The organism is Bradyrhizobium sp. 25ACV, assembly GCF_054863005.1.
This window is the reverse complement of record NZ_JAVAYO010000008.1, coordinates 252,805-273,280: the sequence shown is the minus strand read 5'-3', so window position 1 is coordinate 273,280 and position 20,476 is coordinate 252,805. Positions and strand designations below refer to the sequence as shown.

Genomic DNA, 20,476 nt, shown 5'->3' with positions numbered 1-20,476 from the left:
GGGGATCTGGCGAAGCTGGAAGGGGATGTCAGATGGAGACCGCAGCTCGTTCGCGCGCCTGGCGCGCAATCCTTGTCCTGTGCGGATTGGTCCTGTGTGGATCGACCGCCGAGCTTCGCGCCGGCACGCTGCTGTCGCCGGGCGCAGGCCTACTCGTGCGCAAATCCGCCGAGCCGTTCGGCGTGTTCGCCTTCGCCATCTCCGCCAGCAGCCTGCAACAGAAGTGGCTCGCGCTGAAGGACAAGCTCGACGGGGACATGGTGCAGCTCGCGCTATGCGACGGTGACCGCGACAATTGCGCTTCGCCCGCGGCCCTGAAGCTGCTCGCCATCGTCGACCAGGCCCGCGCCCGCGACGGCCGCGCCCGGCTCGGCGAGACCAACCGCGCCATCAACCTTGCCATCCGGGCCGCCAATGACGGCATCGACGACGTCTGGAGCTCGCCGCTTGCGACCTTCTCGCGCGGCGCCGGCGACTGCGAGGACTATGCCATCGCCAAGCTGGCCGCGCTGCGGCTGGCGGGCGTGGCCGCCGAGGATCTCCGCATCCTCGTGGTGCGCGACGTCAGGGCCGGCGAGGAGCACGCGGTTGTCGCCGCGCGTCTCGACGGCCGCTGGCTGATGCTCGACAACCGCCGCATGGCGATGGTCGAGGACGACGCTGCGCGGAGCTACCAGCCGCTGTTCGCGCTCCATCAGTCAGCCGTGATGAAATATGTCGACGAACCGATGCAGGTCTCGATGGTCGCCGCCGAGGCACGTTGATCCATCCTGCAGCCCGGATGGAGCGCAGCGCAATCCGGGGCCGCTGTCGCTTGTCGTACGAATCCCGGATTACGCTTCTCTCCATCCGGGCTACGAACCTCCGTTCACCAAAAACTCATTCCACCACGCGATCCGGGCGGCTAGCATGGCCACGGCTTTGCGGGGGCGACGGGAATGCGGTTCATCGTGCTGACTGTGATTGCGTTGCTGGCGCTCGTCTCACCCGCGTCAGCGCAGTCCGAACGCTCCATCGCCGATCGGCTGCCGCTGTTCGCCAAGAACAACTGCCAGCAGATTCGCGACCCCGGCAATCAATTGTTCTGCGGTGATGCCACGCTTGCCGCCGCCGCCGAGAAGCTGAACACCGCGATCGAGGCGCGGCTCGCCCGCCTGCCCGATCGCCTACCCGCGATCGAGGAGAACGCGATCTGGATCCGCCAGCGCAATCTCGGCTGCGGCATCGTCGGCCAGACCGCGATCCGCCCCGACGATTTCGAGCGGGTGAAGGCGTGCCTGTTCAAGGTAACCGAGGAGCGCGCCGCGATCCTGCGCGATCCGGATTTCGACTGCCTCGCAGCCAACACCGCGGCGGGCGCGGTGATCTGTGCGGACCCGTCGCTGGCGCTCGCCGAAACCGAGCTCAATGGCCAGGTGCTCGGCCTGATCGGCAAGCTGGACCCGACCGCAGCGCGCTTTGCCTTCGCCGAATATGGCAGGTGGACACGAGAGCGCGATCGCAAATGCAATCTGGTCGGCAAGGAGAACGTGCCGCTCCAGGAGCTCGAATCCGCAGAGGATTGCCTCGCCGATCATTTGAAGCACAAAGCCGACGACATCCACGCGGCGAAGGGCGATCCCAAGAAGGTGTTCGGCCGGCAGGTCGCGGCCCGCATCCCCGACACCGACGCGGTCGACTTCTGCGCGGCACGGATCCACGCGGCCAATTCGTGCGGCAGCTTCCTCCGCATCAACCGCGTCTACGCACTCGACAGCCAGGTGACCGAGCAGGAGGCGCAGGTCACCGGCGAAATCGAGATGGCGGTGCTGGCGCCCTTCACCATGTGCAGCAAGGTCGCCTCCAGCTGCACCGGCACCTGCTGGGACGCCAGGACAGGCCTTCCGCAGCCGAGCGCCGCCAACAAGGAGCGCTCGGCAGAAGCCTTCAACGTGACGCGCCGCCTGAGGATCCAGCGCACTTTTGCGTTCGTCAAAGCCGCCGACGGTTGGCGCTGCCGCGAGGACGAACTGGCCCCGGTGAATTCCGGGACGGCGAGTGGCGGATCGTAGGTGCTTCTTCCTTCTCCCCCGTTCTTACGGGGAGAAGGTTGGGGTGAGGGGCTGCGTCCGCAAATTCAGTACGAGCGAAGCTCGCGGAGGCTCCCCCTCACCCGGAATTTGCTTCGCAAATTCCGGCCTCTCCCCGCACGCGGGGAGAGGCGAAGATCAAAACATCAGATTGTCCTTCACCAGCACCCAACGGCCGTTCTTCACCTGCTGCACCTGGGTGACGGTGGTGGCGAGATGGTTGGTCTTCGAGAACACGGTCGGCGGCGAATTGAAGATATCCTGGAACTTGTCGCCGGACTCCAGCGCGTCGAGCATCTTCTGGCCAGTGAGATCCTTGCCAGCCTTGTTGGCATAATGCGCGAACGTCATCACCGCATTGTAGCCGATGATCGCCTGAGTGTTGGCGTCGGCGTTGAACATCTTCTTGTAATTGACGAGCCAGTCCTTCACCTTTCCCTTCGCGGTGTCTTCGTAGGGAATTTCGAAGTTCGAAGCGGCATACAAGCCTTCCACCACTTCCTTGCCGAGCGCCGGCACTTCGAGCACGTTGACGGGCGTGGCACCGAGGAAGGTAACCTCCCAGCCGAGTTTCCTGGCCTCGGTCATGGTGCCGATAGGCTCACGGAGGACCGCGCCGAGCACGACGAGGTCGCAGCCGTCGGACTTCATCTTGGCGACCTGCGCCGAGAAGTCGGAGGCGCCGCGCTTGTAGCTCGTGATCGAGGCCGGCTGCACCTTCATGGCGGCGAGCTGCTGGTTAAAACCATCGAGCACGTTTTTTCCGTACTCGTCGTCCTGATGCATGATGCACGGCTTCTTGAAATTCTTTGCCTCAATCATGTATTTGAGCGCTGCGCGCGTGCTCTCGACATAGGGCAGGAGGTTGTTGAACTTCAGCCGCTCCTGCGGCTTGGCCGCATCGAACTTGAAGGTGAACTCGGCCGCCGTCAGCGGGAAGAGCTGAAGCACGCCGGCGTCGAGCAGGATATCCTGCGCAGCGAGCACGGTCGGCGATCCCATTGGTCCCACCATCGCGAAAATCTTGTCGCGCTCGATCAGCTTTTGCGAAGCCAGCACGGCTTTCTTCGGATCGTAGCCGCTATCCTCGACGACAAGCTTGATCTTGCGACCCTGGACACCGCCCGCCGCGTTGATCTCCTCGACCGCCATCTTCATGCCGTTGGAGACCGGCACGCCCCAGCCCTTGATCGGGCCCGACAGGTCCTGATGCGTGCCGATGACGATCTCGGATGCCGAGATGCCCTCATTGGTGACCTTGGTTTGGGCGGCGGCCGGCAGACAGGTCAGCGCAAGGGCGCTCACCGCCAGGCCCAGCGCCTTCAGCGATTTCGACATTGCAGTCTCCTCCTTCAGTGGCCCGTGTTGAGCGAAGGATCGGGCCTCTCAAGCCTTCGCCGTTTTCTCAAATCCATCTCTCTTGAGCATGATCCTCCGGATCATGCTCAAGCAACCGCGCGCTCGCGATACATCGCCTCGATCTCGGCGGCGTAGCGCTTGTTCACGAAGCCGCGCTTCAGCTTCATGGTCGGCGTCAGCTCCTCGTCCTCCGGCGTGAGCTGACGTTCGATCAGGTAGAACTTCTTGATGGTTTCGACGCGGGCAAAATTGCCGTTGACCTGCTCGATCTCGCGCCCGATCAGGTCTTGAATCTCCGTCGCCCGGCACAGGCTCGCGTAGTTGGTGAAGGGAATGTCGTGGTCCTGGGCGAACTTCTCGACATTCTCCTGGTCGATCATCACGAGGCAGGTGAGGTACGGCCGCTTGTCGCCGATCACGACGGCATCGGAGATGTAGGGCGAGAATTTGAGTTGGTTCTCGATCTCGGACGGCGTGACGTTCTTGCCGCCGGAGGTGATGATGATGTCCTTCATGCGGTCGGTGATGCGGACAAAGCCTTCATTGTCGATGGTGCCGACGTCGCCGGTGTGCAGCCAGCCGCGCTGATCGATGGTCTCGGCGGTCTTCTCCGGCTGGTTCAGGTAACCCATGAACAGGAAGTCGCCCTTGATCAGGATCTCGCCGTCGGGCGACAGCGTGACTTCGCCCCAGGGCACGGCGGTGCCGACCGAGCCGAGCTTGATCCGCTCCGCCGGCATCATGGTGGCGACGCCGCAATTCTCGGTCTGGCCGTAGAGCTCGTGCATGTCGATGCCGAGCGCGAGATACCAACGGATCAGCTCCGGCGCGATCGGCGCTGCGCCGGTGAAGGCGACGCGGCAGCGATCGAGCCCGATCATGCGGCGGATGTTGCGGAATGCGACCCGGTAGGCGATCCGGTTTGCGAGGCGCAACGACAGCGGCGGCGCCTTGCCCTCGATCCGGTAATCGACCATGCGATAGCCGATGCCGATGGCGCGGCGATAGACCCATTGCTGGAGCGGTGTCGCATCCTTCAGCGCGATGGTGATGGCGGAATAGAATTTTTCCCAGATGCGGGGGACCGCGAGGAAGACGGTCGGCTGCACCTCGCGCAAATTGTCCGGCACGGTTTCCGGGCTCTCGGCGAAATTCATCACCGAGCCGAGTGCGACCGAGATGTAGTATCCGCCGATGCGTTCGGCGACGTGGCACAGCGGCAGGAAGATCAGCCTGTCCTCGTCCTCCTGCGCCGGGATGAAGTCGTTGGCGTGGCGCATCTGGTGCGTGACGCTTCGGTTGGCGTGCATCGCGCCCTTAGGGGGACCGGTGGTGCCTGAGGTATAGACCAGGATCGCGAGATCGCCGGCGCCGCGGCTGTCGATCATCTCCTGCCACAGCGCCTCGCGGCCGACCATGTGATTGCGGCCGAGCGCGCGAAACTCGTCGAGCGACATCACCATGTCGTCGGAGAAGCCGCTGAGGCCCTCCATGTCGAACACGATGATCTTCTGCAGGCTCGCGCAGCGCGCGCGGCAGGCGAGGATCTTGTCGAGCTGCTCCTCGTCCTCGGCGAAGATCACTTTGGTCCGGGAATCGTTGACGAGGTATTCGACCTGGGACGACGCGTCGGTCGGGTAGATGCCCGAAGCGACGCCGCCGGCGCACAGGATGCCCATGTCGGCATGGACCCATTCCGGCACGGCGTTGGCGATGATGGAGGCGACATCGCCGGGCATGAAGCCGGAAGCGTGAAGCGCGTAGGCGATTTCCTTGGAGATCTCCAGCCACTCGCGCCAGCTGGTCGGCTGCCAGATGCCGAATTTCTTCTCGCGGATGGCCGGCCGATCGCCCCGCGTCTCCGCAGCGCGCAAGAAGCTCTTCGCGATCGTATCAGCGACCGTCAGCACCGCCGGTCGGGCCATGCGCCTCTCCTCCTTGTCGCCTGCCTCCGCTGCCTGCCTTGCCGGCGGTCTTGATTGCGGATGGCAAGCTCATCTTACTGCCAGCTCTTCCTCACCGCCACGTCTTCTTCTTTTTCCAGCGCCGCTCGCCCCGCGCGCCCGCTTCCTTGGCGCCAAGGTAGAACTCCTGGATGTCCTGGGAATGCATCAAGCGGTCGCAGGTGTCGTTCATCACGATACGGCCGATCTCCAGCACGTAGCCGTAATGCGCCGTCTCCAGCGCCACCTTGGCGTTCTGCTCGACCAGCAGGATCGACATGCCCTGCTCCTCGTTGACGCGGCGGATGATGGTGAAGATCTCCTTCACCAGCAGCGGCGACAGGCCGAGCGACGGCTCGTCGAGCAGCAGCAGCGTCGGCCGGTTCATCAGGGCGCGGCCGATCGCCAGCATCTGCTGCTCGCCGCCGGAGAGCTGGCCGGCCGGCTGGTTGATGCGCTCCTTCAGCCGCGGAAAGTAACCATAGACGCGCTCGAGGTCCTCCGCGACGCCGTCGCGGTCCTTGCGCGGATAGGCCCCCATCATCAGGTTCTCGCGCACCGACAGGAACGGAAACACTTCGCGTCCCTCCGGCACATGGCTGAGGCCGAGCCGCACGATGCGGTCGGCCTCCATGCGCTGGATCGGCTTGCCCAGGAATTCGATCGAGCCCTTTTGCGGGTCGAGAATGCCCGAGATGGTCTTCAGCACCGTGGTCTTGCCGGCGCCGTTCGCCCCCAGCAGGGTGACGATGCGGCCGCGCGGCACTTCCAGCGAGATGCCGCGGATCGCCATGATCGGCCCGTAATAGCTCTCGATGTTGGAGAGTTTCAGGATGATCTCGGGCGTGACGGCGGCGTCCATGCGTCAAGCTCCCAGATACGCGGCGACGACGTCAGGATGCTGCTGCACCTCGGCGGGCGAGCCCATTGCCAGCACGCGGCCGTAGTTGAGCGCGATGACGCGATCGGAGACGCGGTTGACCAGCGACATGTCGTGCTCGACCATCAGCACGGTGATGCCGAGCTCGCTCTTCATGTCGCGGATCCAGAACGACATGTCGTCGGTCTCCTCGACATTGAGGCCGGACGACGGCTCGTCGAGCAGGATCAGCTTCGGCTCCGAGCACAGTGCGCGCGCCAGCTCGATCACCTTGCGCACGCCGTAAGGCAGGCCGGAGATCAGCTTGTCGCGATAGGGTTCGAGATCGAGGAACTCGATGACCTGCTCGACCCTGCCGCGATGCACCTTCTCGTTGGCCCGCACGCTCGGCAGGAACAAGAGCTCCTGCCAGAGCTGCGTGGTCGAGTGCCGGTGACGGCCGACCAGGAGGTTGGAGAGCACGGTCGCATTCTCGAACAGCTCGATGTTCTGGAAGGTGCGGGCGATGCCGAGCCTGGCGATGTCGTAGGGCGGCTCTTCCGTAATGTCCTGGTCCTCGAAGAAGATGCGGCCCGAGGTCGGCCGGTAGATCCGCGAGATCAGGTTGAAGATCGAGCTCTTGCCGGCACCGTTGGGACCGATGATCGACAGGATCTCGCCCTTCTCCACCGCGAACGAGACCGCATCGACGGCCTTGAGGCCCCCGAAATGCAGCGACAGATTCTCGGCGCGGAAATAGCTCATCGGTTCCGCTCCGACTTCACGTAGATCTTCTGCCGCTTGAAGGTGGCGCGCTTGTAGAGCGGGAACAGCTGGAAGAAGAGTTTTATCTTCAGCCAGCGGCCATAGAGACCCAGCGGCTCGAACAGCACGAACAGCACGATGATGACGCCGTAGATCGCGCCTTTGAGGCCGTTGAGCGAGGCGAAGGCCGCGACCTTCGACTGGATGTTGCCGGCGGTGGCCGGGCCGGCGCCGAACGTCGCCGCGATCCCGGCGATCATGCCGGGCATGTCGTCCTTCAGATAGGTCAGGAACGGATCGATCATCACGATGAAGATCGCGCCCAACACCGCGCCGTGCAGGCTGAAGGTGCCGCCGATCAGGATCACGATGATGAACTCGATCGAGAGCTGCAGCGTGAACATCTCCGGCGAGATGAAGGAGAGCTTGTGGGCGAACAGCACGCCGGCAAAGCCGGTGATCGCCGCCGAGATCGCAAACGACTTCACCTTGTAGAGCGCGACATTGACGCCCATGCTGCGCGCCGCCGTCTCGCTGTCGCGGATCGCGACGAAGGCACGTCCCGTCGGCGAGCGCAGCAGATTGAGCGTGCCGACGATGGCCAGCACCAGCACTGAGAGGCAGAGGAAATAGAAGGTGGGGCTGTCGCGCGGGACGGTGACGCCGAGAAGCGACAGCGTCTTCACCCGCATGCCCTCGTTGCCGTGGGTGACGCTTTCCCAGCGCGCCAGGATCTCCTCGACGATCAAGGCAAAGGAGATGGTGGCGATGACGAGGTAGATGCCGGTCAAGCGCAGGGCGGGAAAGCCGACCATCGCGCCGATGATGCCGGTCAAACCTCCGGCGGCGAGGAAGTAGATTGGGAACGGCACGTTGTACTTCTGCAAGTAAGCCGCCGTGTAGGCCCCGATGGCGAGGAACGCGGCGTGGCCGAGCGAGGCCTGGCCGGTAAAGCCGGTCAGGATCAGCAGCGCGACGCCGACGATCGCGTAGATGCAGACGAAGACGAGCTGGCTCATCAGATAGCTGGAGAGCACATAGGGCGCGATCAGCAGCAGCGCGAGCAGGATGCCGTACGAGACCAGATAGCCCGAATGCGGGAACAGCTTGATGTCGTCCTCGTAGTCGGTCTTGAACAGGAAACGCATTGCGTTCAGACCTTCTTGCGGACGTGGTGGCCGAACAGGCCTTCGGGCTTCAAGAGCAGCACCGCGAGCAGCACGAGGTAGGGCGCCACATCCTTCCAGCCTTCGGGCAGGTAGAAGCCGGCCATGCTTTCGATCACGCCGATCAGGACGCCGCCGACCACGGCGCCCGGGATCGAGCCGAAGCCGCCAAGGACCGCAGCGGGAAACGCCTTCAGGCCGAGCACGAGGCCGACATTGGAATGGATGAAGGTGATCGGCGCCAGCAGCACGCCGGCGCAGGTCGCGACCGCCGCGCTGATTGCCCAGACGACCGACACCACGCGCTTGACCGGGATGCCCATGTAGTACGCCGCGAGCATGTTCTCGGAACTGGCGCGCATCGCGGTGCCGAGCGTGGTCTTGTTGAAGAAGAGATAGAGCAGCGTGCACAGGATCATCGTCGCCGCGATCACCGAGAGCTTGTCGTAGGCGAGCACCAGCGAGCCGATGCGGAGCACGCCCTGGCTGAACGGGGTCTCGATCTTCAGATCATCGGTGCCCCAGATCATGCCGGCGACCGAGCGCAGGAAATAGCCAAGGCCGATGGTGGCCATGATGATGGAGAATTGCGGATAGCCGAGGATCGGCCGCACCACCACGCGCTCTGCCAGCATGCCGAACAGGGCCATCGCGGCCACCGCACCGGCAAAGCCGATCCAGTAGTTCAGGCCCATCATGCCGATGAAGGTGAAGGCGAAGAAGCCGCCGAGCATCATCAGATCGCCCTGGGCGAAATTGACGACCTCGGTGGCCTTGTAGACGAGCACGAAGCCGAGCGCGATCAGGCCGTAGACGCAGCCGAGCGCAACACCGCTGACCAGCTGCTGAACGAAATCCAGCATTGACGCGCGTCCTCCCGATGCAACCGCCGGTTCTTCCTGACCGCCTTGCCGCATCTTGTGTCCAGTCGCTGCGCAGTCGTTTCGCTGCGTTAGCGCCATTTGTCCGGAACCAATTCAGCCTGAACCGTTCAGCGCTGTCAACAAACGGTGACTTGCCATTGGTCGAAACCGGATGGCGGAATTTGTGGGCCGTAGATTCACGGTGCCGAAACATCTTGGGATCATGGTCACGAGCGATGCAAAACCGGATAGTGTGGCCGTCATGAAGCGGGACAAGTCGGCACTGGAAGTCCTGGGGTTAACGAAGCGTTTTGACCGTCTGGCGGTCGACAGCCTCGATCTCACCATTCACGCCGGCGAATTCTATGCGCTGGTCGGCCCCAACGGCGCCGGCAAGACCACCACTTTGCGCATGGTTGCGGGCCTGTTGCGGCCCGATTCCGGCGCGGTCTCGATCTTCGGCATCGATGCGCTCGAAAATCCCGTCGCCGCCAAGCAGGTGATGGCGTGGGTCTCCGACGAGCCGATGATCTACGACAAGCTGACCCCGCTCGAATATCTCGAATTCGTCGCCGGCCTCTGGGGCATCGCGCCGTCGGTCTCGAAGCCGGTGGCGCAAGACCTGCTCGGCTCGCTCGGCCTGGAGCCGCATCGGCACGAGCGCTGCGAGGGCTTTTCCAAGGGCATGCGCCAGAAGGTCGCTCTCGCCGGCGCGCTGGTGCACGACCCCCGCCTCATCATCCTCGACGAGCCGCTGACGGGGCTCGATGCCGTCTCCGCCCGCCACGTGAAGGGCCTGCTCAGCGAGCGTGTCCGCGCCGGCTGCACCGTCATCATGACCACGCATATTCTCGAAGTCGCCGAGCGCATGGCCGACCGCATCGGCGTGATCGCCTCGGGCCGCCTGGTGGCCGAAGGCACGCTGACCGAGCTGCGCCAGCAGAACGGCCATGCCGATACCAGCCTGGAGGATCTCTTCATCGCGCTGGTGACGCTTCCGGAAGCCGCATGAGCTCGGCAACCGCGCTCTCCTGGTTCGCACGCCACGAGCTCCGGCTCGCCTGGCGCGAATGGTTCGCCATGATGACCGGCGGACGACGCAAGCGGGCGCGCGCCGCCGTCATCGGCCTCGTCTGCTTCGCCGCACTGCTGCATCTGCCGGCCTGGGCGGTGATCGGTCGTTTCGCCGATCTGCAGCTGCCGCTCGACAAACCCTCGCTGATCGTGATCTCGGCGACGATCTTTCTCGCCTGGACCTTGATGCTGTCGCAGGCGATCGAATCGGTGACGCGGGTGTTCTACGCCCGCGCCGATCTCGACCTGATCATGTCCTCGCCGGCGACGCTCGCCAATCTGTTCTCGGTCCGCATCGCCGCGATCGCGCTGACCGTCACCGCGATCGCGCTGCTGTTCTCGACGCCCTTCATCGACGTGCTCGTGATCGGCGGCGGGGCGCGCTGGCTCAGCGCATTCGGGGTGGTCGTCGTCATGGGCATCTCGGCCGCGGCGGTCGCCATCGCCGTCACCATCCTGTTGTTTCGCCTGATCGGCCCGGCGCGCACGCGCCTGATCGCCCAGATCCTCGCCGCGATCATCGGCGCCGGCTTCGTGATCGCGCTCCAGATCGCCGCGATCATGTCCTACGGCACGCTGTCGCGCTTCACCATCCTGACCTCAGGCAGCGTGGCCGCCCATGCCCCCGATGTCGAGAGCATCTGGTGGTGGCCGGCGCGGGCGGCGATGGGGGACAGCGAAGCGCTGCTGCCGCTCCTGGCGCTCGCTTTGGTGCTGCTCGGAAGCGTCATGGCGATCTTCTCGCACCGCTTTGCCGACACGGCGATCGATGCCGCCGCTTACGGCACCTCCGGCGGCAGGCGCGCGAAGGAGCGCCCGTTCCGCGCCGGGTCGCGGCAACAGGCGCTGCGGCGCAAGGAATTCTCGCTGCTCTGGCGCGATCCCTGGCTGATCTCGCAGACCCTGATGCAGCTGCTCTATCTGGTGCCGCCGGCGCTGCTGCTCTGGCGCAATTTTGCCGACAGCTCCGCAGCGCTGACGCTGATCACGCCAGTCGTCGTGATGGCGGCCGGACAGCTTGCCGGCGGGCTGGCCTGGCTGACGATCTCCGGCGAGGACGCCCCCGACCTGGTCGCGACTGCGCCGCTGACGCCATCCGCCGTCATCCGCGCCAAGATCGAGGTGGTGCTGATCGCAATCGCCGTCATCTTCTGCCCGCTGATCGCCGCACTGGCCTTCGCCGCACCGATCCAGGCTGCCGTGAGTGCCGGCGCGATCATCCTCAGCGCGGCCTCGGCGACTGCGATCCAGCTCTGGTTTCGGGTGCAGGCCCGGCGTAGCCAATTCCGGCGCCGCCAGACCTCGTCGCGGCTTGCGACCTTCGCCGAAGCGTTTTCCTCGATCGGCTGGGCCGCAACCGCGGCATTGCTGCTTGCACTCCCCATCGCCGGCCTCATCAGCGGCCTGATCACCGCGAGCCTCGTTGCGCTCACCTGGAAGTTCAGCCCAAGGCGGGACTGAAGGCAGGACTGATAGCCGGAGTGAGAGGTGCGACACTGACGCGCTGTTGATTGCAGCCCATTGGCCCCGCGCCGCAATGCACGCTAGACTTTCCCTGACATCATCGGGGACGGACTTATGCGGCGACTGGTTTCGGCGGCTCTGGCGCTGTTCGGCGCGGTCCTCTCACCTGCCCTCGCCCAGCAGCCACAGCGCAGCGAATGCCTGGCGATGGCCAACGCGGCCCCGCGCGCTCTGCCGGTCGCATTCCGGCCGGCGGCCGACACAGGCGAGGTCGAGATTACCTATGCCGGCCATTCCACCTATTTCATCGACACGCCCGGCGGCTTGCGCATCGCGACCGATTATAGCGGCGCCTACCAGGTCGGGCGGCTGCCCGACGTCGTGACCATGAACCGGGCCCACAGCACGCACTACTCTCTGTTTCCCGATAAGCGCATTCCTCACGTGCTGCATGGTTGGGGCGAGAACGGCAAGCCGGCGATCGTGTCGGAGCGCATCAGTGACGCCTTCATCCGCAATGTCACGACCGACATCCGCCGCTATTTCGGCGATGATGCCGGCGCCGACATGATCCGCGACGGCAATTCGATCTTCATCTTCGAGGTCGCCGGCCTCTGCATCGGCCATCTCGGCCACCTCCATCACAAGCTCGACGACAGCCATTTCGCCCAGATCGGACGGCTCGATATCGTGATGGTGCCGATCGACGGCACCTACACCATGTCGCTCGACGGCGTCTCCGAGATCACCAGGCGGCTGCGCGCCTCCGTCGTGCTGCCGATGCATCGCTTCGCCACCCCGCTCGACGATTTCATGCGCCGGATCGGCCAGCAGTTCGAGATCGACCGGCGCTCCGAGCGGTCGTTCCGGATGTCGCGGGATGCGCTGCCGTCGAAGCCGACGGTGATCATCCTCGACGGTGTCTGAGGCGCAATTTTCTCCAAGCCTTCTGCCGTCTTTCGGTGCTGATCTCCTCGCAACAGGAGATCGACATGAACGACTTTGCGCGACTATTGCACGCCGATGGACCGAATTCCGAGCACGCCGCGGCGCTGCAGCTTTACGGCCGCTTTGTCGGCGATTGGGACGCCGAAATCACCGCCCATGGCCTCGATGGGACCAAACATGCCGCGCCCGGCGAGATCCATTTTGGCTGGGTGCTCGAGGGCCGCGCGGTCCAGGACGTCTGGATCATCCCGCGCCCCGCAGGCTCTCAGGCCTTTCCGATTGCGGGCAATTGGTACGGCACAACCCTGCGCGTCTACGATCCGACCATCGATGCGTGGCGGATTTCCTGGTTCGATCCCGGACGCAGCGTCTTCCGCCAGCAGATCGGCCGGCCGCGCGGCGCCGACATCGTGCAGGAAGGCACGACGGAGGCCGGCGAACTGACGCGCTGGAGCTTTACGGAAATCACCGGCGATTCCTTCCACTGGCTCGGCGAGGTCAAGCCGGCCGATGCAAGCGATTGGCGGCTGATGGTCGATGTGAAGGCGAAACGGCGGAAGGGCTAAAGATCTGATGGTTGCTTGCGGGGGAGGTCGGCGCGCAGCGCCGGGTGGGGGCTTTCTCCGCATTGGGAATGTCCCAGTGCGGAGACACCCCCACCCCGGCCCTCCCAACAAGCGGGAGAGGGAGCGCACCTGCTCCGCCGCTGCTGTGGTGCTCTGAGCAATCCGCGCTGCTGTGCGTGCGTGTGAGATGTTAGGCTCCGCCCTCAAAAGACAACAGGGAGCGAACACCGATGGCTGCAAGCAGCGTGCCCGCCAATACGAGCGGGCTGTTCGTCGAGCCGCGCGAGGACTGGCTCGCGCTGCATCAGGAGGAGACCATTGATCCCTTGCGGCCGATCGTCGATCCCCATCACCATCTCTGGAATCGCGGCCACCGCTATCTGATCGAGGAAATGGCGGCCGACATCGCCTCCGGCCACAACGTCATCGCGACCGTCTATGTCGATTGCCGCTCGATGTATCGCGCGCATGGGCCGGAAGCGTTCCGGCCCGTCGGCGAAGTCGAGTTCGCCAACGGCGTCGCCGCGATGAGCGCGAGCGGCGCTTACGGCAAGGCGGCGATCTGCGCCGGCATCGTCAGCCACGCCAATCTGCTGCTGGGCGAGGCCGCCAAGCCGGTGCTGGAAGCAGAGATCGCCGCCGGCAATGGCCGCTTTCGCGGCATCCGGCATTCCTCGGCCTGGGACGAGGACCCCGTCGTCGCCGGCATGTATGCGAACCGGCCGAAGGGCCTTTTGCAGGATCCAGCTTTCCGCAAAGGCTTTGCCTGCCTGGCACCACTGAACCTCAGCTTCGATGCGTGGCTGTTCCATCCGCAGATCGACGAGCTGACCGAATTGGCGCGCGCCTTCCCCGACACCAGGATCGTGCTCGACCATTGCGGCGGCCCGGCCGGCGTCGGCCGCTTTGCAGGGCGGCGCGAAGAGGTGCTTGCGCAATGGCGCGCCTCGATCCGCGAGATCGCGACATGCGAGAACGTGGTGGTCAAGCTCGGCGGCCTAGCCATGTGCCTGCTCGGCTACGACTTCCATTTGCGCGAGAGGCCGCCGTCATCCGAGGAGCTCGCCGCGGCCTGGCGCCCTTACGTCGAGACCTGCATCGAGGCGTTCGGACCCAAGCGCGCGATGTTCGAGAGCAACTTCCCGCCGGACAAGGGCCAGTGCAGCTACCAGGTGATCTTCAACGCCTTCAAGCGCATCGCCGCACCCATGAGCGAGGCCGAGAAGACCGCGCTGTTCTCGCAGACCGCCATCGACGTCTATCGGCTCAAGCTGCCGTCATGACGAGAAGAGGGGCCGGGATGTTGATCCCGACCCCTCTTCCGTCGTGGCCGCTGGGAAGCGTTCTTGAATTGAGATTATTGTTTGAGCATGATCTTTTCGGAAAACCGCTGCACACTTTTCCGGATCATGCTCTAGCCGGCACCCATCAGGGAGGCCGGACGGCGCTCTCCGGTGGAGGCGAAGATCTTCTTCAGCTTGTTGACGACGCGGATCAGGAAGCCGATCATCACGGGATTGGTCTTGCGGCAGAAGGCGATCTTCTTGACGTGGCCTTCGACATGCCATTTGGCATGCGCACCGTCGCGGAAGAAGATCACGTCGCCGGGGCCGTAGCGCTTGGGCGGCATGCCGTCGCTTTCGAGCACGATCGATCCTTCCATGATCATGATCGTCTCGTCGATATCGTAGTACCAGTTGAAGCGGCCTTCGGTGCACTGCCAGATGATGGTCGAGGCGGTGCCGTCGGCGCTGGTGGACAGGATATGCGAGCGCGACACGGGATTGCCCTCGATGATCCAGGATGGCTCGATCGGCCGGAGCTCGAGATCCACGTTACAACTACCGATTTCAATCAATGAGCGCGACATCTTCTTCCCCAGGGGATATAATAAGTATGGCCGGGTCTCGGCCCGGATTGTTTCGAAAGATGTCGGGAACGCTAGTCATCCGTTTTTAATTCTTTCTTACGCAGGCCTCGAAAATCAGCCGCAAGTTGCAGGCGCGAGACGGTTAACGTCGCGATTTCCCTGCAAATTCGCGCACATGAACCGATCCTTTTTGGGGTGCGACAAAGTGCGCGGAAGCATAAAACGGAGCCACGCCGATGCCCCTCACGCCCGAGGTTTTGACAGCCAATCGTGAGGCCGTCGCCTGGCTGGTCAGCCTCGATATCTCCTTCGCGCCGGACGAGCAGCCCTGGTTCACTATCGACGGCATCGAGACACCCCGGCAGATCGGCAGTGACGGCTCGGGGGGCGCGTTCGTGCTGCTGCCGCCGCAGAATGTGCTCTACGTCTCATCGGAGGGCCGCGCCGGAATTATCGCCGATACGTTCGAGGCGTTCGTCCAGCTCGTCGTCGCCCGTCCCTATTGGCTCGACATCCTCAAGTTTTCCGGCGGCGACCTCGCGGAGATGCGGCGTGCGGCGGAGGCGCTGGAGGCGACGCTCGACGACGAGGACGAGATCAACGAGGCTCGCGAGGAGATCCTCAAGAGCCTCGACATGGACGAGGCGGACGATCCCGTCGGCGCGCTCTACGAGGCGATCGCTGCTTCCGACGCCATCGTGCGGGCCACCGACGGCAGCCCGTTCACGACACTGTTCAACCGCTTCAGCATCGACAACAATCCGATGCTGCGCAACGCGGCGGCGTGAGGAGCCCGCCAGCGGCGAGCGTCTCGAAGGATGGCCGCAAGACGCGCTACTTCGCCCACTCGCCCTTGCGGAATACCGGTACCTTACTGCCATCGGCCAAGATGCCGTCGATGTCGGTCTCGGCCGAGCCGATCATCCAGTCGATGTGGATCAGGCTCTGGTTGCCGCCTTGCGCGGCGATCTGCTGCGGGGTGAGCTGCGCCCCGTTGATGAAGCACTTCGAATAGCACTGGCCGAGCGCGATGTGGGACGCTGCGTTCTCGTCGAACAGCGTGTTGTAGAACAACAGCCCGCTCTGCGAGATCGGCGAGGAATGCGGCACCAGCGCCACTTCGCCGAGACGCCGGGCGCCCTCGTCGGTGTCGAGCACCTTGTTCAGCACCTCCGCGCCGCGCGAAGCCTTTGCATCGACGATCTTGCCGTCCTCGAAGCGCACCGCGATGTTGTCGATCAGCGTGCCCTGATAGGACAGCGGCTTCGAGCTCACGACATGGCCGTAGACCCGGCGGCAATGCGGCGTGGTGAAGACCTCTTCGGTCGGGATGTTGGCGTTGCAGCTGATGCCGTTCTTGGCGGACGAGGCACCGCCTTCCCATTCATGACCATCGGCAAGCCCGATGGTAAGGTCGACACCCGGTCCGTCGTACTGCAGCGCGCGGAAACGCTGGCCGTTGAGCCAGTTGGTGCGCTCGCGCAGCACCGCATTGTGGCTCGCCCAATTGCCGATGGCGTCCTCGCGGTCGACACGGGACGCCGCGAAGATCGCATCCGCCAGCTTGCCGATCGCAACGTCTTCGGGATCGTTGGGGAATACCTGCTTCGCCCAGGACGGGCTCGGATAGGCAATGATATTCCAGTTGGTGTCGAAATTGACGATCTTTTCCAGCGCCGGCTGATAGGCCATCGAGTTGGCCTTGCTGGCGCGCGCCACCTTGGACGGATCCTCGCCCGACAACAGCATCGGATTGTCGCCGACGATGGCGAGCCGCGCGGTGTTGTCGGAGAACGCCTTGGCCATGCCCTCGTAGAGCCAGTTGGCGGCGCGATCGAAGCTGTTGTCGTGACCGTGGCGGTAACGCGCCAGCGTCATCTCCTCGTCCGACAGGATCGGCGTCACGATGCCGGCGCCGGCCTTGTAAGCATGCACGGCGATCCGCCGCACCAGCGGCAGCGCGATCGCGGGCGCCGTCAGAAGCAGATCCTGTCCCGGCCGCAAGCCCAAGCCCACCTTCACCGCCACCTCGGCCAGCCGGTCGAGTTTCACGGGATCGATGGGCGTGGCGGTGATGCGTTGATCGGTCATGCCGGGTCCTCTGCCGAAAGTCTCTCGTTCAATCTAAGTCTAGCATCGCGAGACACAAGTATGCGAGCACCTTGCGACACATGAAAGATACGCAGTTTCACGCATCTTGGTTTTCAACGCGTTGAGGATTTCAGCACCCGGTCGACCATGGCCGGCGCAAGGCCGAGGTAATTTTTCGGTGAGGTGAGCGCCTCGATTGTGGCGCGATCGATGCGGCTCGATATCCGGGAGTCCACGGACAGCGCGTCGGCCAGGCTCATGCCCTTCTCGTTGGCCTGACGGCAGGCGTCATAGACCACGTCATGGGCCTCCTGCCGGCCGAGCTGTGGCGCGAGCCCCATCATGACCGCCTCGGCCACGATCAGGCCGCGGCTGACCGCAAGATTGTCGTTCATCTTCGCCTCATCCACGATGAGGCCTGCGAGTGCGAACTTCGCCTGGTGCAGCGCGCCGGCGGTCAGCACGAAGCTCTCCGGAATCGCCATCCATTCGGCGTGCCAGGGGCCCGTGGCGCGTTCGAAATCCTGCACCATGGCGTCGAGCATCAGGCCGGCGTGCTGGCGCACCGCCTTGGACGCCGCCAGCATCAGCTCCGACGAGATCGGGTTGCGCTTCTGCGGCATGGTCGAGGAGGCGCCGCGTCCCTTGACGAAGGGCTCGTAGACTTCGGCGAACTCGGTCGAGGCCATGATCATGATGTCGAGTGCGATCTTGCCGAGCGAGCCGGTGACGAGCGCGAGAAAGTTCACGGCTTCTGCAAAGCCGTCGCGCGCGACGTGCCAGGTCGAGGCGGGAATGCCGAGCTTCAGCTCCGCGCAGAGCGCCTCCTGCACCGCAAAACCCTTGTCGCCGAGCGAGGCCAGCGTGCCGGCGGCGCCGGCGAACTGGCCGACCAGGACGCGCGGCTTCAATTGCGTCAGCCGCTCGGCGTGGCGGTCGAACATAGCGAGCCAGATCGCGGTCTTGTAGCCGAAGGTCACCGGCAGCGCCTGCTGGAGATGGGTACGGCCCGCCATCGGCGTGTCCCGGTAACGCTTCGAGAGGTCGGCGAGGATACGGCGAAGTTCGGCGATGTCGTGCTCGACGATCTCGAACGCGGCGCGCAGTTGCAACACCACGGCGGTGTCCATGATGTCCTGCGTGGTCGCGCCCCAATGCACGTAGCGGCCGGCCTCGCCGCACTGCTTCACCAACTGATGCACCAGAGGGAGGATGGGATAGCCGACGATGTCGGTCTCCTGCCTGAGCAGATCGAAGTCGAGCGCGGCGACGTCGGTCCGCGCCGCGATCTGATCGGCGGCCTCCTGCGGGATCACGCCACACTTCGCCTCAGCCTTCGCCAGCGCCACCTCGACCTCGGCGTAGCGAGCCACCAGCGCGACGTCGGAGAACACCTCCCGCATCTCGGGCGTACCGAAGGCGTCGCGGAACAGCATGGAATCGAGCACGGTGGTGGAGGCAGGAAAGGCGGGCATCGGCGTTTCTTCGTGGTTGGTGTTTGTGTGGGCGACAGCTTACGCAGGGCACGCAGTTCGGCAAAGGACATTCGCGGCTGAGGTGCCGGAGCGAAGCGGAGGCCTCGAAGGAGGGACGGCCCGGCTGCATCGTGGCCGTTCATCCTTCGAGGCTCCCCGCGCGGCGCCTTGCGTCGCGCGTCTCGCGCCTCAGGATGACGGGTCGATTTCGGACGGAATATCCGGTCAATACGTCGCCCACTGCGTCTGCCACAATCGCACGGCATGGCTGCCATCACGCGATCGCGATGAACCAGGCGGCCCCTTCGGCAGACTTACAGCTTTCGACCCCAATTTTCATTTTGTCGTTTGCTAGCCCCAATTCGTAATGAGGCCTGAGTTTCGACGTGCAGTTTCTGTTCCGGGACCACCTTCTCGATACCGACCGGCGCGAGCTGAGCCGCGAGCAGGTTCCCGTTGCCGTGGAGCCGCAGGTTTTCGATCTCGTCGTCCACCTCATGCAGAACCGCGACCGGGTGGTCAGCAAGGGCGAGTTGATCGACAAGATCTGGCACGGGCGCAGCGTCTCCGAATCCACCTTGACCAGCCGGATCAACGCGGCGCGCAAGGCCGTCGGCGACAGTGGCGCAAGCCAGGCGTTGATCCGCACCATCGCCCGCAAGGGCTTTCGCTTCGTCGGAGATGTCGAGGCCAAAGGTAGCACGATGGGTGGCGCGATCGCGCCGGAGCCCGGCTACGTCGCACGGGTGCAGCGCGCCGCACTCGCGCTTCCCGAGCGGCCGGCGATCGCCGTGCTGCCCTTCACCAATATGAGCGGCACGGCCGAGCAGGATTATTTCTCCGACGGCATCAGCGAGGACATCATCACCGCGCTGTCGAAGCTGCGCTGGTTTTTCGTCATCGCGCGCAACTCCTCCTTCGTCTACAAGGGCCGCGCCGTGCACATCCGCGAGGTCGCGCAGGAGCTCGGAGTGCGCTACGTGGTCGAAGGCAGCGTGCGGCGGAGCGGCGAGCGCCTGCGCATCTCGGCCCAGCTCAACGACGTCTCCACCGGGAGCCATCTCTGGGCCGAGCGCTACGACCGCGAGCTCGCCGACATCTTCGCCGTGCAGGACGAGATCACCGAGGCGATCGTCGCCGCGATCGAGCCGCAGCTCTATGCCGCCGAAAGTTTTCGCGCCCAGCAGAAGCCGCCCGGGAGCCTGGATGCTTGGGACCTCGTGATGCGGGCCTTGTCGCATCACTGGCGTAGCACGCGCGAGGACAATGCCGCCGCGCAAGAGCTGCTCGAAAAGGCTGTCGCGATCGATCCCGCCTATGGCAAGGCGCTGGGCCTGCTCGCGACCAGCCATATCTTCGGCGCGCATATGGGTTGGGCCGACATGGCCGCGACAGTGCCGATCGCCGAACGCGCGGCGCTCGCGGCGGTGGAGGCCGATCGCGAGGACGCCTGGGCCCATCACGGCCTCGCCTACACCTATCTGTTCCGCCGCCGCTTCGACGACGCGCTGGCGGAGTTCGAGCTGGCGCTGACGCTCAACCCGAACTTCGCGATGGCGCACGCCTTTTACGGCGTGACGCTGTGCTACGCCGGACGATGGCAGGAGGGCGACGCCGCCGCACGTCGCGCGCTGCGGCTGAGCCCGCGCGATCCGCTCGCGGCGGTCTATTGCGGGGTTGCGGCCTATGCCCGGTTCGTCGGCCGTGACTATGACGGAGCTGTGCAGATGGCGCGGGAGTCGATGCGGCAGCGCGGCGATTTCGTCGGCGCGCACCGCGTGCTGACGGCCGCCGCCGGGATGTCAGGAGATCCGGCGCTCGCAGCGTCCGCCCTGGAAGGCCTGCGCCGCGCCCAGCCCGAGGTCTCGCTCGCCTGGATCACGCGCGAGCTGCCGATGCTGCGGGACGAGGATCGTGCGCATTATCTCGAAGGATTGCGGCGCGCCGGAATGACGTGACGGCGG

18 protein-coding genes are annotated in these 20,476 nt (G+C 64.7%); 9 read left to right on the top strand and 9 right to left on the bottom strand.

Translation table 11 applies throughout. From position 1 onward, the window contains the following. Window positions 1-32: 32 nt before the first annotated feature. Window positions 33-764 carry a transglutaminase-like cysteine peptidase gene (locus RAD04_RS20735; RefSeq protein WP_461625234.1) on the top strand — a complete coding sequence of 244 codons (732 nt, stop codon included), beginning with the start codon at window positions 33-35 and terminating at the stop codon, window positions 762-764. A gap of 174 nt (window positions 765-938) precedes the next feature. Then, on the top strand, window positions 939-2,051 hold the full coding sequence (locus RAD04_RS20730; protein WP_461625233.1) for a lysozyme inhibitor LprI family protein: 1,113 nt from the start codon (window positions 939-941) through the stop codon (window positions 2,049-2,051). Between the two features lie 156 nt (window positions 2,052-2,207). On the opposite strand, the gene RAD04_RS20725 is transcribed toward RAD04_RS20730, so the two are convergent. The 6 genes from RAD04_RS20725 to RAD04_RS20700 form a co-directional block, all read right to left on the bottom strand. After that, complete coding sequence (locus RAD04_RS20725; RefSeq protein ID WP_018321349.1) at window positions 2,208-3,407, bottom strand: ABC transporter substrate-binding protein; 1,200 nt, start codon at window positions 3,405-3,407, stop codon at window positions 2,208-2,210. A 107-nt stretch (window positions 3,408-3,514) separates the two neighbouring features. Continuing rightward, complete coding sequence (locus RAD04_RS20720) at window positions 3,515-5,353, bottom strand: AMP-dependent synthetase/ligase (protein WP_461625232.1); 1,839 nt, start codon at window positions 5,351-5,353, stop codon at window positions 3,515-3,517. Between the two features lie 91 nt (window positions 5,354-5,444). After that, complete coding sequence (locus RAD04_RS20715) at window positions 5,445-6,233, bottom strand: ABC transporter ATP-binding protein (RefSeq protein WP_091955832.1); 789 nt, start codon at window positions 6,231-6,233, stop codon at window positions 5,445-5,447. Between the two features lie 3 nt (window positions 6,234-6,236). Further along, window positions 6,237-6,995 (bottom strand): ABC transporter ATP-binding protein, encoded by a 759-nt coding sequence (locus tag RAD04_RS20710; RefSeq protein WP_461625231.1) that lies wholly within the window; start codon window positions 6,993-6,995, stop codon window positions 6,237-6,239. Further along, window positions 6,992-8,143 (bottom strand): branched-chain amino acid ABC transporter permease, encoded by a 1,152-nt coding sequence (locus RAD04_RS20705; RefSeq protein ID WP_461625230.1) that lies wholly within the window; start codon window positions 8,141-8,143, stop codon window positions 6,992-6,994. The genes RAD04_RS20710 and RAD04_RS20705 overlap by 4 nt, the downstream gene beginning before the upstream one ends. A gap of 5 nt (window positions 8,144-8,148) precedes the next feature. Continuing rightward, window positions 8,149-9,024 (bottom strand): branched-chain amino acid ABC transporter permease, encoded by an 876-nt coding sequence (locus RAD04_RS20700; RefSeq protein ID WP_091955829.1) that lies wholly within the window; start codon window positions 9,022-9,024, stop codon window positions 8,149-8,151. A 262-nt stretch (window positions 9,025-9,286) separates the two neighbouring features. Here RAD04_RS20700 and RAD04_RS20695 point away from each other — a divergent pair, with 262 nt between their 5' ends. From RAD04_RS20695 to RAD04_RS20675, 5 genes are all read left to right on the top strand, one after another. Continuing rightward, complete coding sequence (locus tag RAD04_RS20695) at window positions 9,287-10,036, top strand: ABC transporter ATP-binding protein (RefSeq protein WP_165637232.1); 750 nt, start codon at window positions 9,287-9,289, stop codon at window positions 10,034-10,036. Next, window positions 10,033-11,559, top strand: coding sequence for a permease (locus RAD04_RS20690; RefSeq protein WP_461625229.1), 1,527 nt, complete (start codon window positions 10,033-10,035; stop codon window positions 11,557-11,559). The genes RAD04_RS20695 and RAD04_RS20690 overlap by 4 nt, the downstream gene beginning before the upstream one ends. Window positions 11,560-11,676: 117 nt before the next feature. Continuing rightward, on the top strand, window positions 11,677-12,489 hold the full coding sequence (locus RAD04_RS20685; protein ID WP_461625228.1) for an MBL fold metallo-hydrolase: 813 nt from the start codon (window positions 11,677-11,679) through the stop codon (window positions 12,487-12,489). A 65-nt stretch (window positions 12,490-12,554) separates the two neighbouring features. Then, window positions 12,555-13,076 carry a hypothetical protein gene (locus RAD04_RS20680; protein ID WP_461625227.1) on the top strand — a complete coding sequence of 174 codons (522 nt, stop codon included), beginning with the start codon at window positions 12,555-12,557 and terminating at the stop codon, window positions 13,074-13,076. Between the two features lie 230 nt (window positions 13,077-13,306). Then, window positions 13,307-14,359 carry an amidohydrolase family protein gene (locus tag RAD04_RS20675; RefSeq protein ID WP_461625226.1) on the top strand — a complete coding sequence of 351 codons (1,053 nt, stop codon included), beginning with the start codon at window positions 13,307-13,309 and terminating at the stop codon, window positions 14,357-14,359. Between the two features lie 131 nt (window positions 14,360-14,490). Here RAD04_RS20675 and RAD04_RS20670 read toward each other — a convergent pair whose 3' ends face one another. Next, window positions 14,491-14,946 carry a cupin domain-containing protein gene (locus tag RAD04_RS20670; protein ID WP_461625225.1) on the bottom strand — a complete coding sequence of 152 codons (456 nt, stop codon included), beginning with the start codon at window positions 14,944-14,946 and terminating at the stop codon, window positions 14,491-14,493. 236 nt (window positions 14,947-15,182) lie between these two features. Between RAD04_RS20670 and RAD04_RS20665 the strand changes: the two genes are divergently transcribed. Further along, the gene (locus RAD04_RS20665; RefSeq protein ID WP_461625224.1) at window positions 15,183-15,734 is read left to right on the top strand and encodes a hypothetical protein; all 552 of its coding nucleotides are present in this window, start codon (window positions 15,183-15,185) and stop codon (window positions 15,732-15,734) included. 46 nt (window positions 15,735-15,780) lie between these two features. On the opposite strand, the gene RAD04_RS20660 is transcribed toward RAD04_RS20665, so the two are convergent. Then, the gene (locus tag RAD04_RS20660; RefSeq protein WP_461625223.1) at window positions 15,781-17,037 is read right to left on the bottom strand and encodes an aminopeptidase; all 1,257 of its coding nucleotides are present in this window, start codon (window positions 17,035-17,037) and stop codon (window positions 15,781-15,783) included. A gap of 113 nt (window positions 17,038-17,150) precedes the next feature. Further along, complete coding sequence (gene pcaB / locus RAD04_RS20655; RefSeq protein WP_461625222.1) at window positions 17,151-18,512, bottom strand: 3-carboxy-cis,cis-muconate cycloisomerase; 1,362 nt, start codon at window positions 18,510-18,512, stop codon at window positions 17,151-17,153. A gap of 386 nt (window positions 18,513-18,898) precedes the next feature. Between pcaB and RAD04_RS20650 the strand changes: the two genes are divergently transcribed. After that, window positions 18,899-20,470, top strand: coding sequence for a winged helix-turn-helix domain-containing tetratricopeptide repeat protein (locus tag RAD04_RS20650; protein ID WP_461625221.1), 1,572 nt, complete (start codon window positions 18,899-18,901; stop codon window positions 20,468-20,470). Window positions 20,471-20,476 lie beyond the last annotated feature (6 nt).

Bases quoted from the DNA above. Each gene is read 5' to 3' on its own strand.
- RAD04_RS20735 (WP_461625234.1), top strand. From the start codon at position 33: ATGGAGACCGCAGCTCGTTCGCGCGCCTGGCGCGCAATCCTTGTCCTG.
- RAD04_RS20730 (WP_461625233.1), top strand. From the start codon at position 939: ATGCGGTTCATCGTGCTGACTGTGATTGCGTTGCTGGCGCTCGTCTCA.
- RAD04_RS20725 (WP_018321349.1), bottom strand. From the start codon at position 3,407: ATGTCGAAATCGCTGAAGGCGCTGGGCCTGGCGGTGAGCGCCCTTGCG.
- RAD04_RS20720 (WP_461625232.1), bottom strand. From the start codon at position 5,353: ATGGCCCGACCGGCGGTGCTGACGGTCGCTGATACGATCGCGAAGAGC.
- RAD04_RS20715 (WP_091955832.1), bottom strand. From the start codon at position 6,233: ATGGACGCCGCCGTCACGCCCGAGATCATCCTGAAACTCTCCAACATC.
- RAD04_RS20710 (WP_461625231.1), bottom strand. From the start codon at position 6,995: ATGAGCTATTTCCGCGCCGAGAATCTGTCGCTGCATTTCGGGGGCCTC.
- RAD04_RS20705 (WP_461625230.1), bottom strand. From the start codon at position 8,143: ATGCGTTTCCTGTTCAAGACCGACTACGAGGACGACATCAAGCTGTTC.
- RAD04_RS20700 (WP_091955829.1), bottom strand. From the start codon at position 9,024: ATGCTGGATTTCGTTCAGCAGCTGGTCAGCGGTGTTGCGCTCGGCTGC.
- RAD04_RS20695 (WP_165637232.1), top strand. From the start codon at position 9,287: ATGAAGCGGGACAAGTCGGCACTGGAAGTCCTGGGGTTAACGAAGCGT.
- RAD04_RS20690 (WP_461625229.1), top strand. From the start codon at position 10,033: ATGAGCTCGGCAACCGCGCTCTCCTGGTTCGCACGCCACGAGCTCCGG.
- RAD04_RS20685 (WP_461625228.1), top strand. From the start codon at position 11,677: ATGCGGCGACTGGTTTCGGCGGCTCTGGCGCTGTTCGGCGCGGTCCTC.
- RAD04_RS20680 (WP_461625227.1), top strand. From the start codon at position 12,555: ATGAACGACTTTGCGCGACTATTGCACGCCGATGGACCGAATTCCGAG.
- RAD04_RS20675 (WP_461625226.1), top strand. From the start codon at position 13,307: ATGGCTGCAAGCAGCGTGCCCGCCAATACGAGCGGGCTGTTCGTCGAG.
- RAD04_RS20670 (WP_461625225.1), bottom strand. From the start codon at position 14,946: ATGTCGCGCTCATTGATTGAAATCGGTAGTTGTAACGTGGATCTCGAG.
- RAD04_RS20665 (WP_461625224.1), top strand. From the start codon at position 15,183: ATGCCCCTCACGCCCGAGGTTTTGACAGCCAATCGTGAGGCCGTCGCC.
- RAD04_RS20660 (WP_461625223.1), bottom strand. From the start codon at position 17,037: ATGACCGATCAACGCATCACCGCCACGCCCATCGATCCCGTGAAACTC.
- pcaB (WP_461625222.1), bottom strand. From the start codon at position 18,512: ATGCCCGCCTTTCCTGCCTCCACCACCGTGCTCGATTCCATGCTGTTC.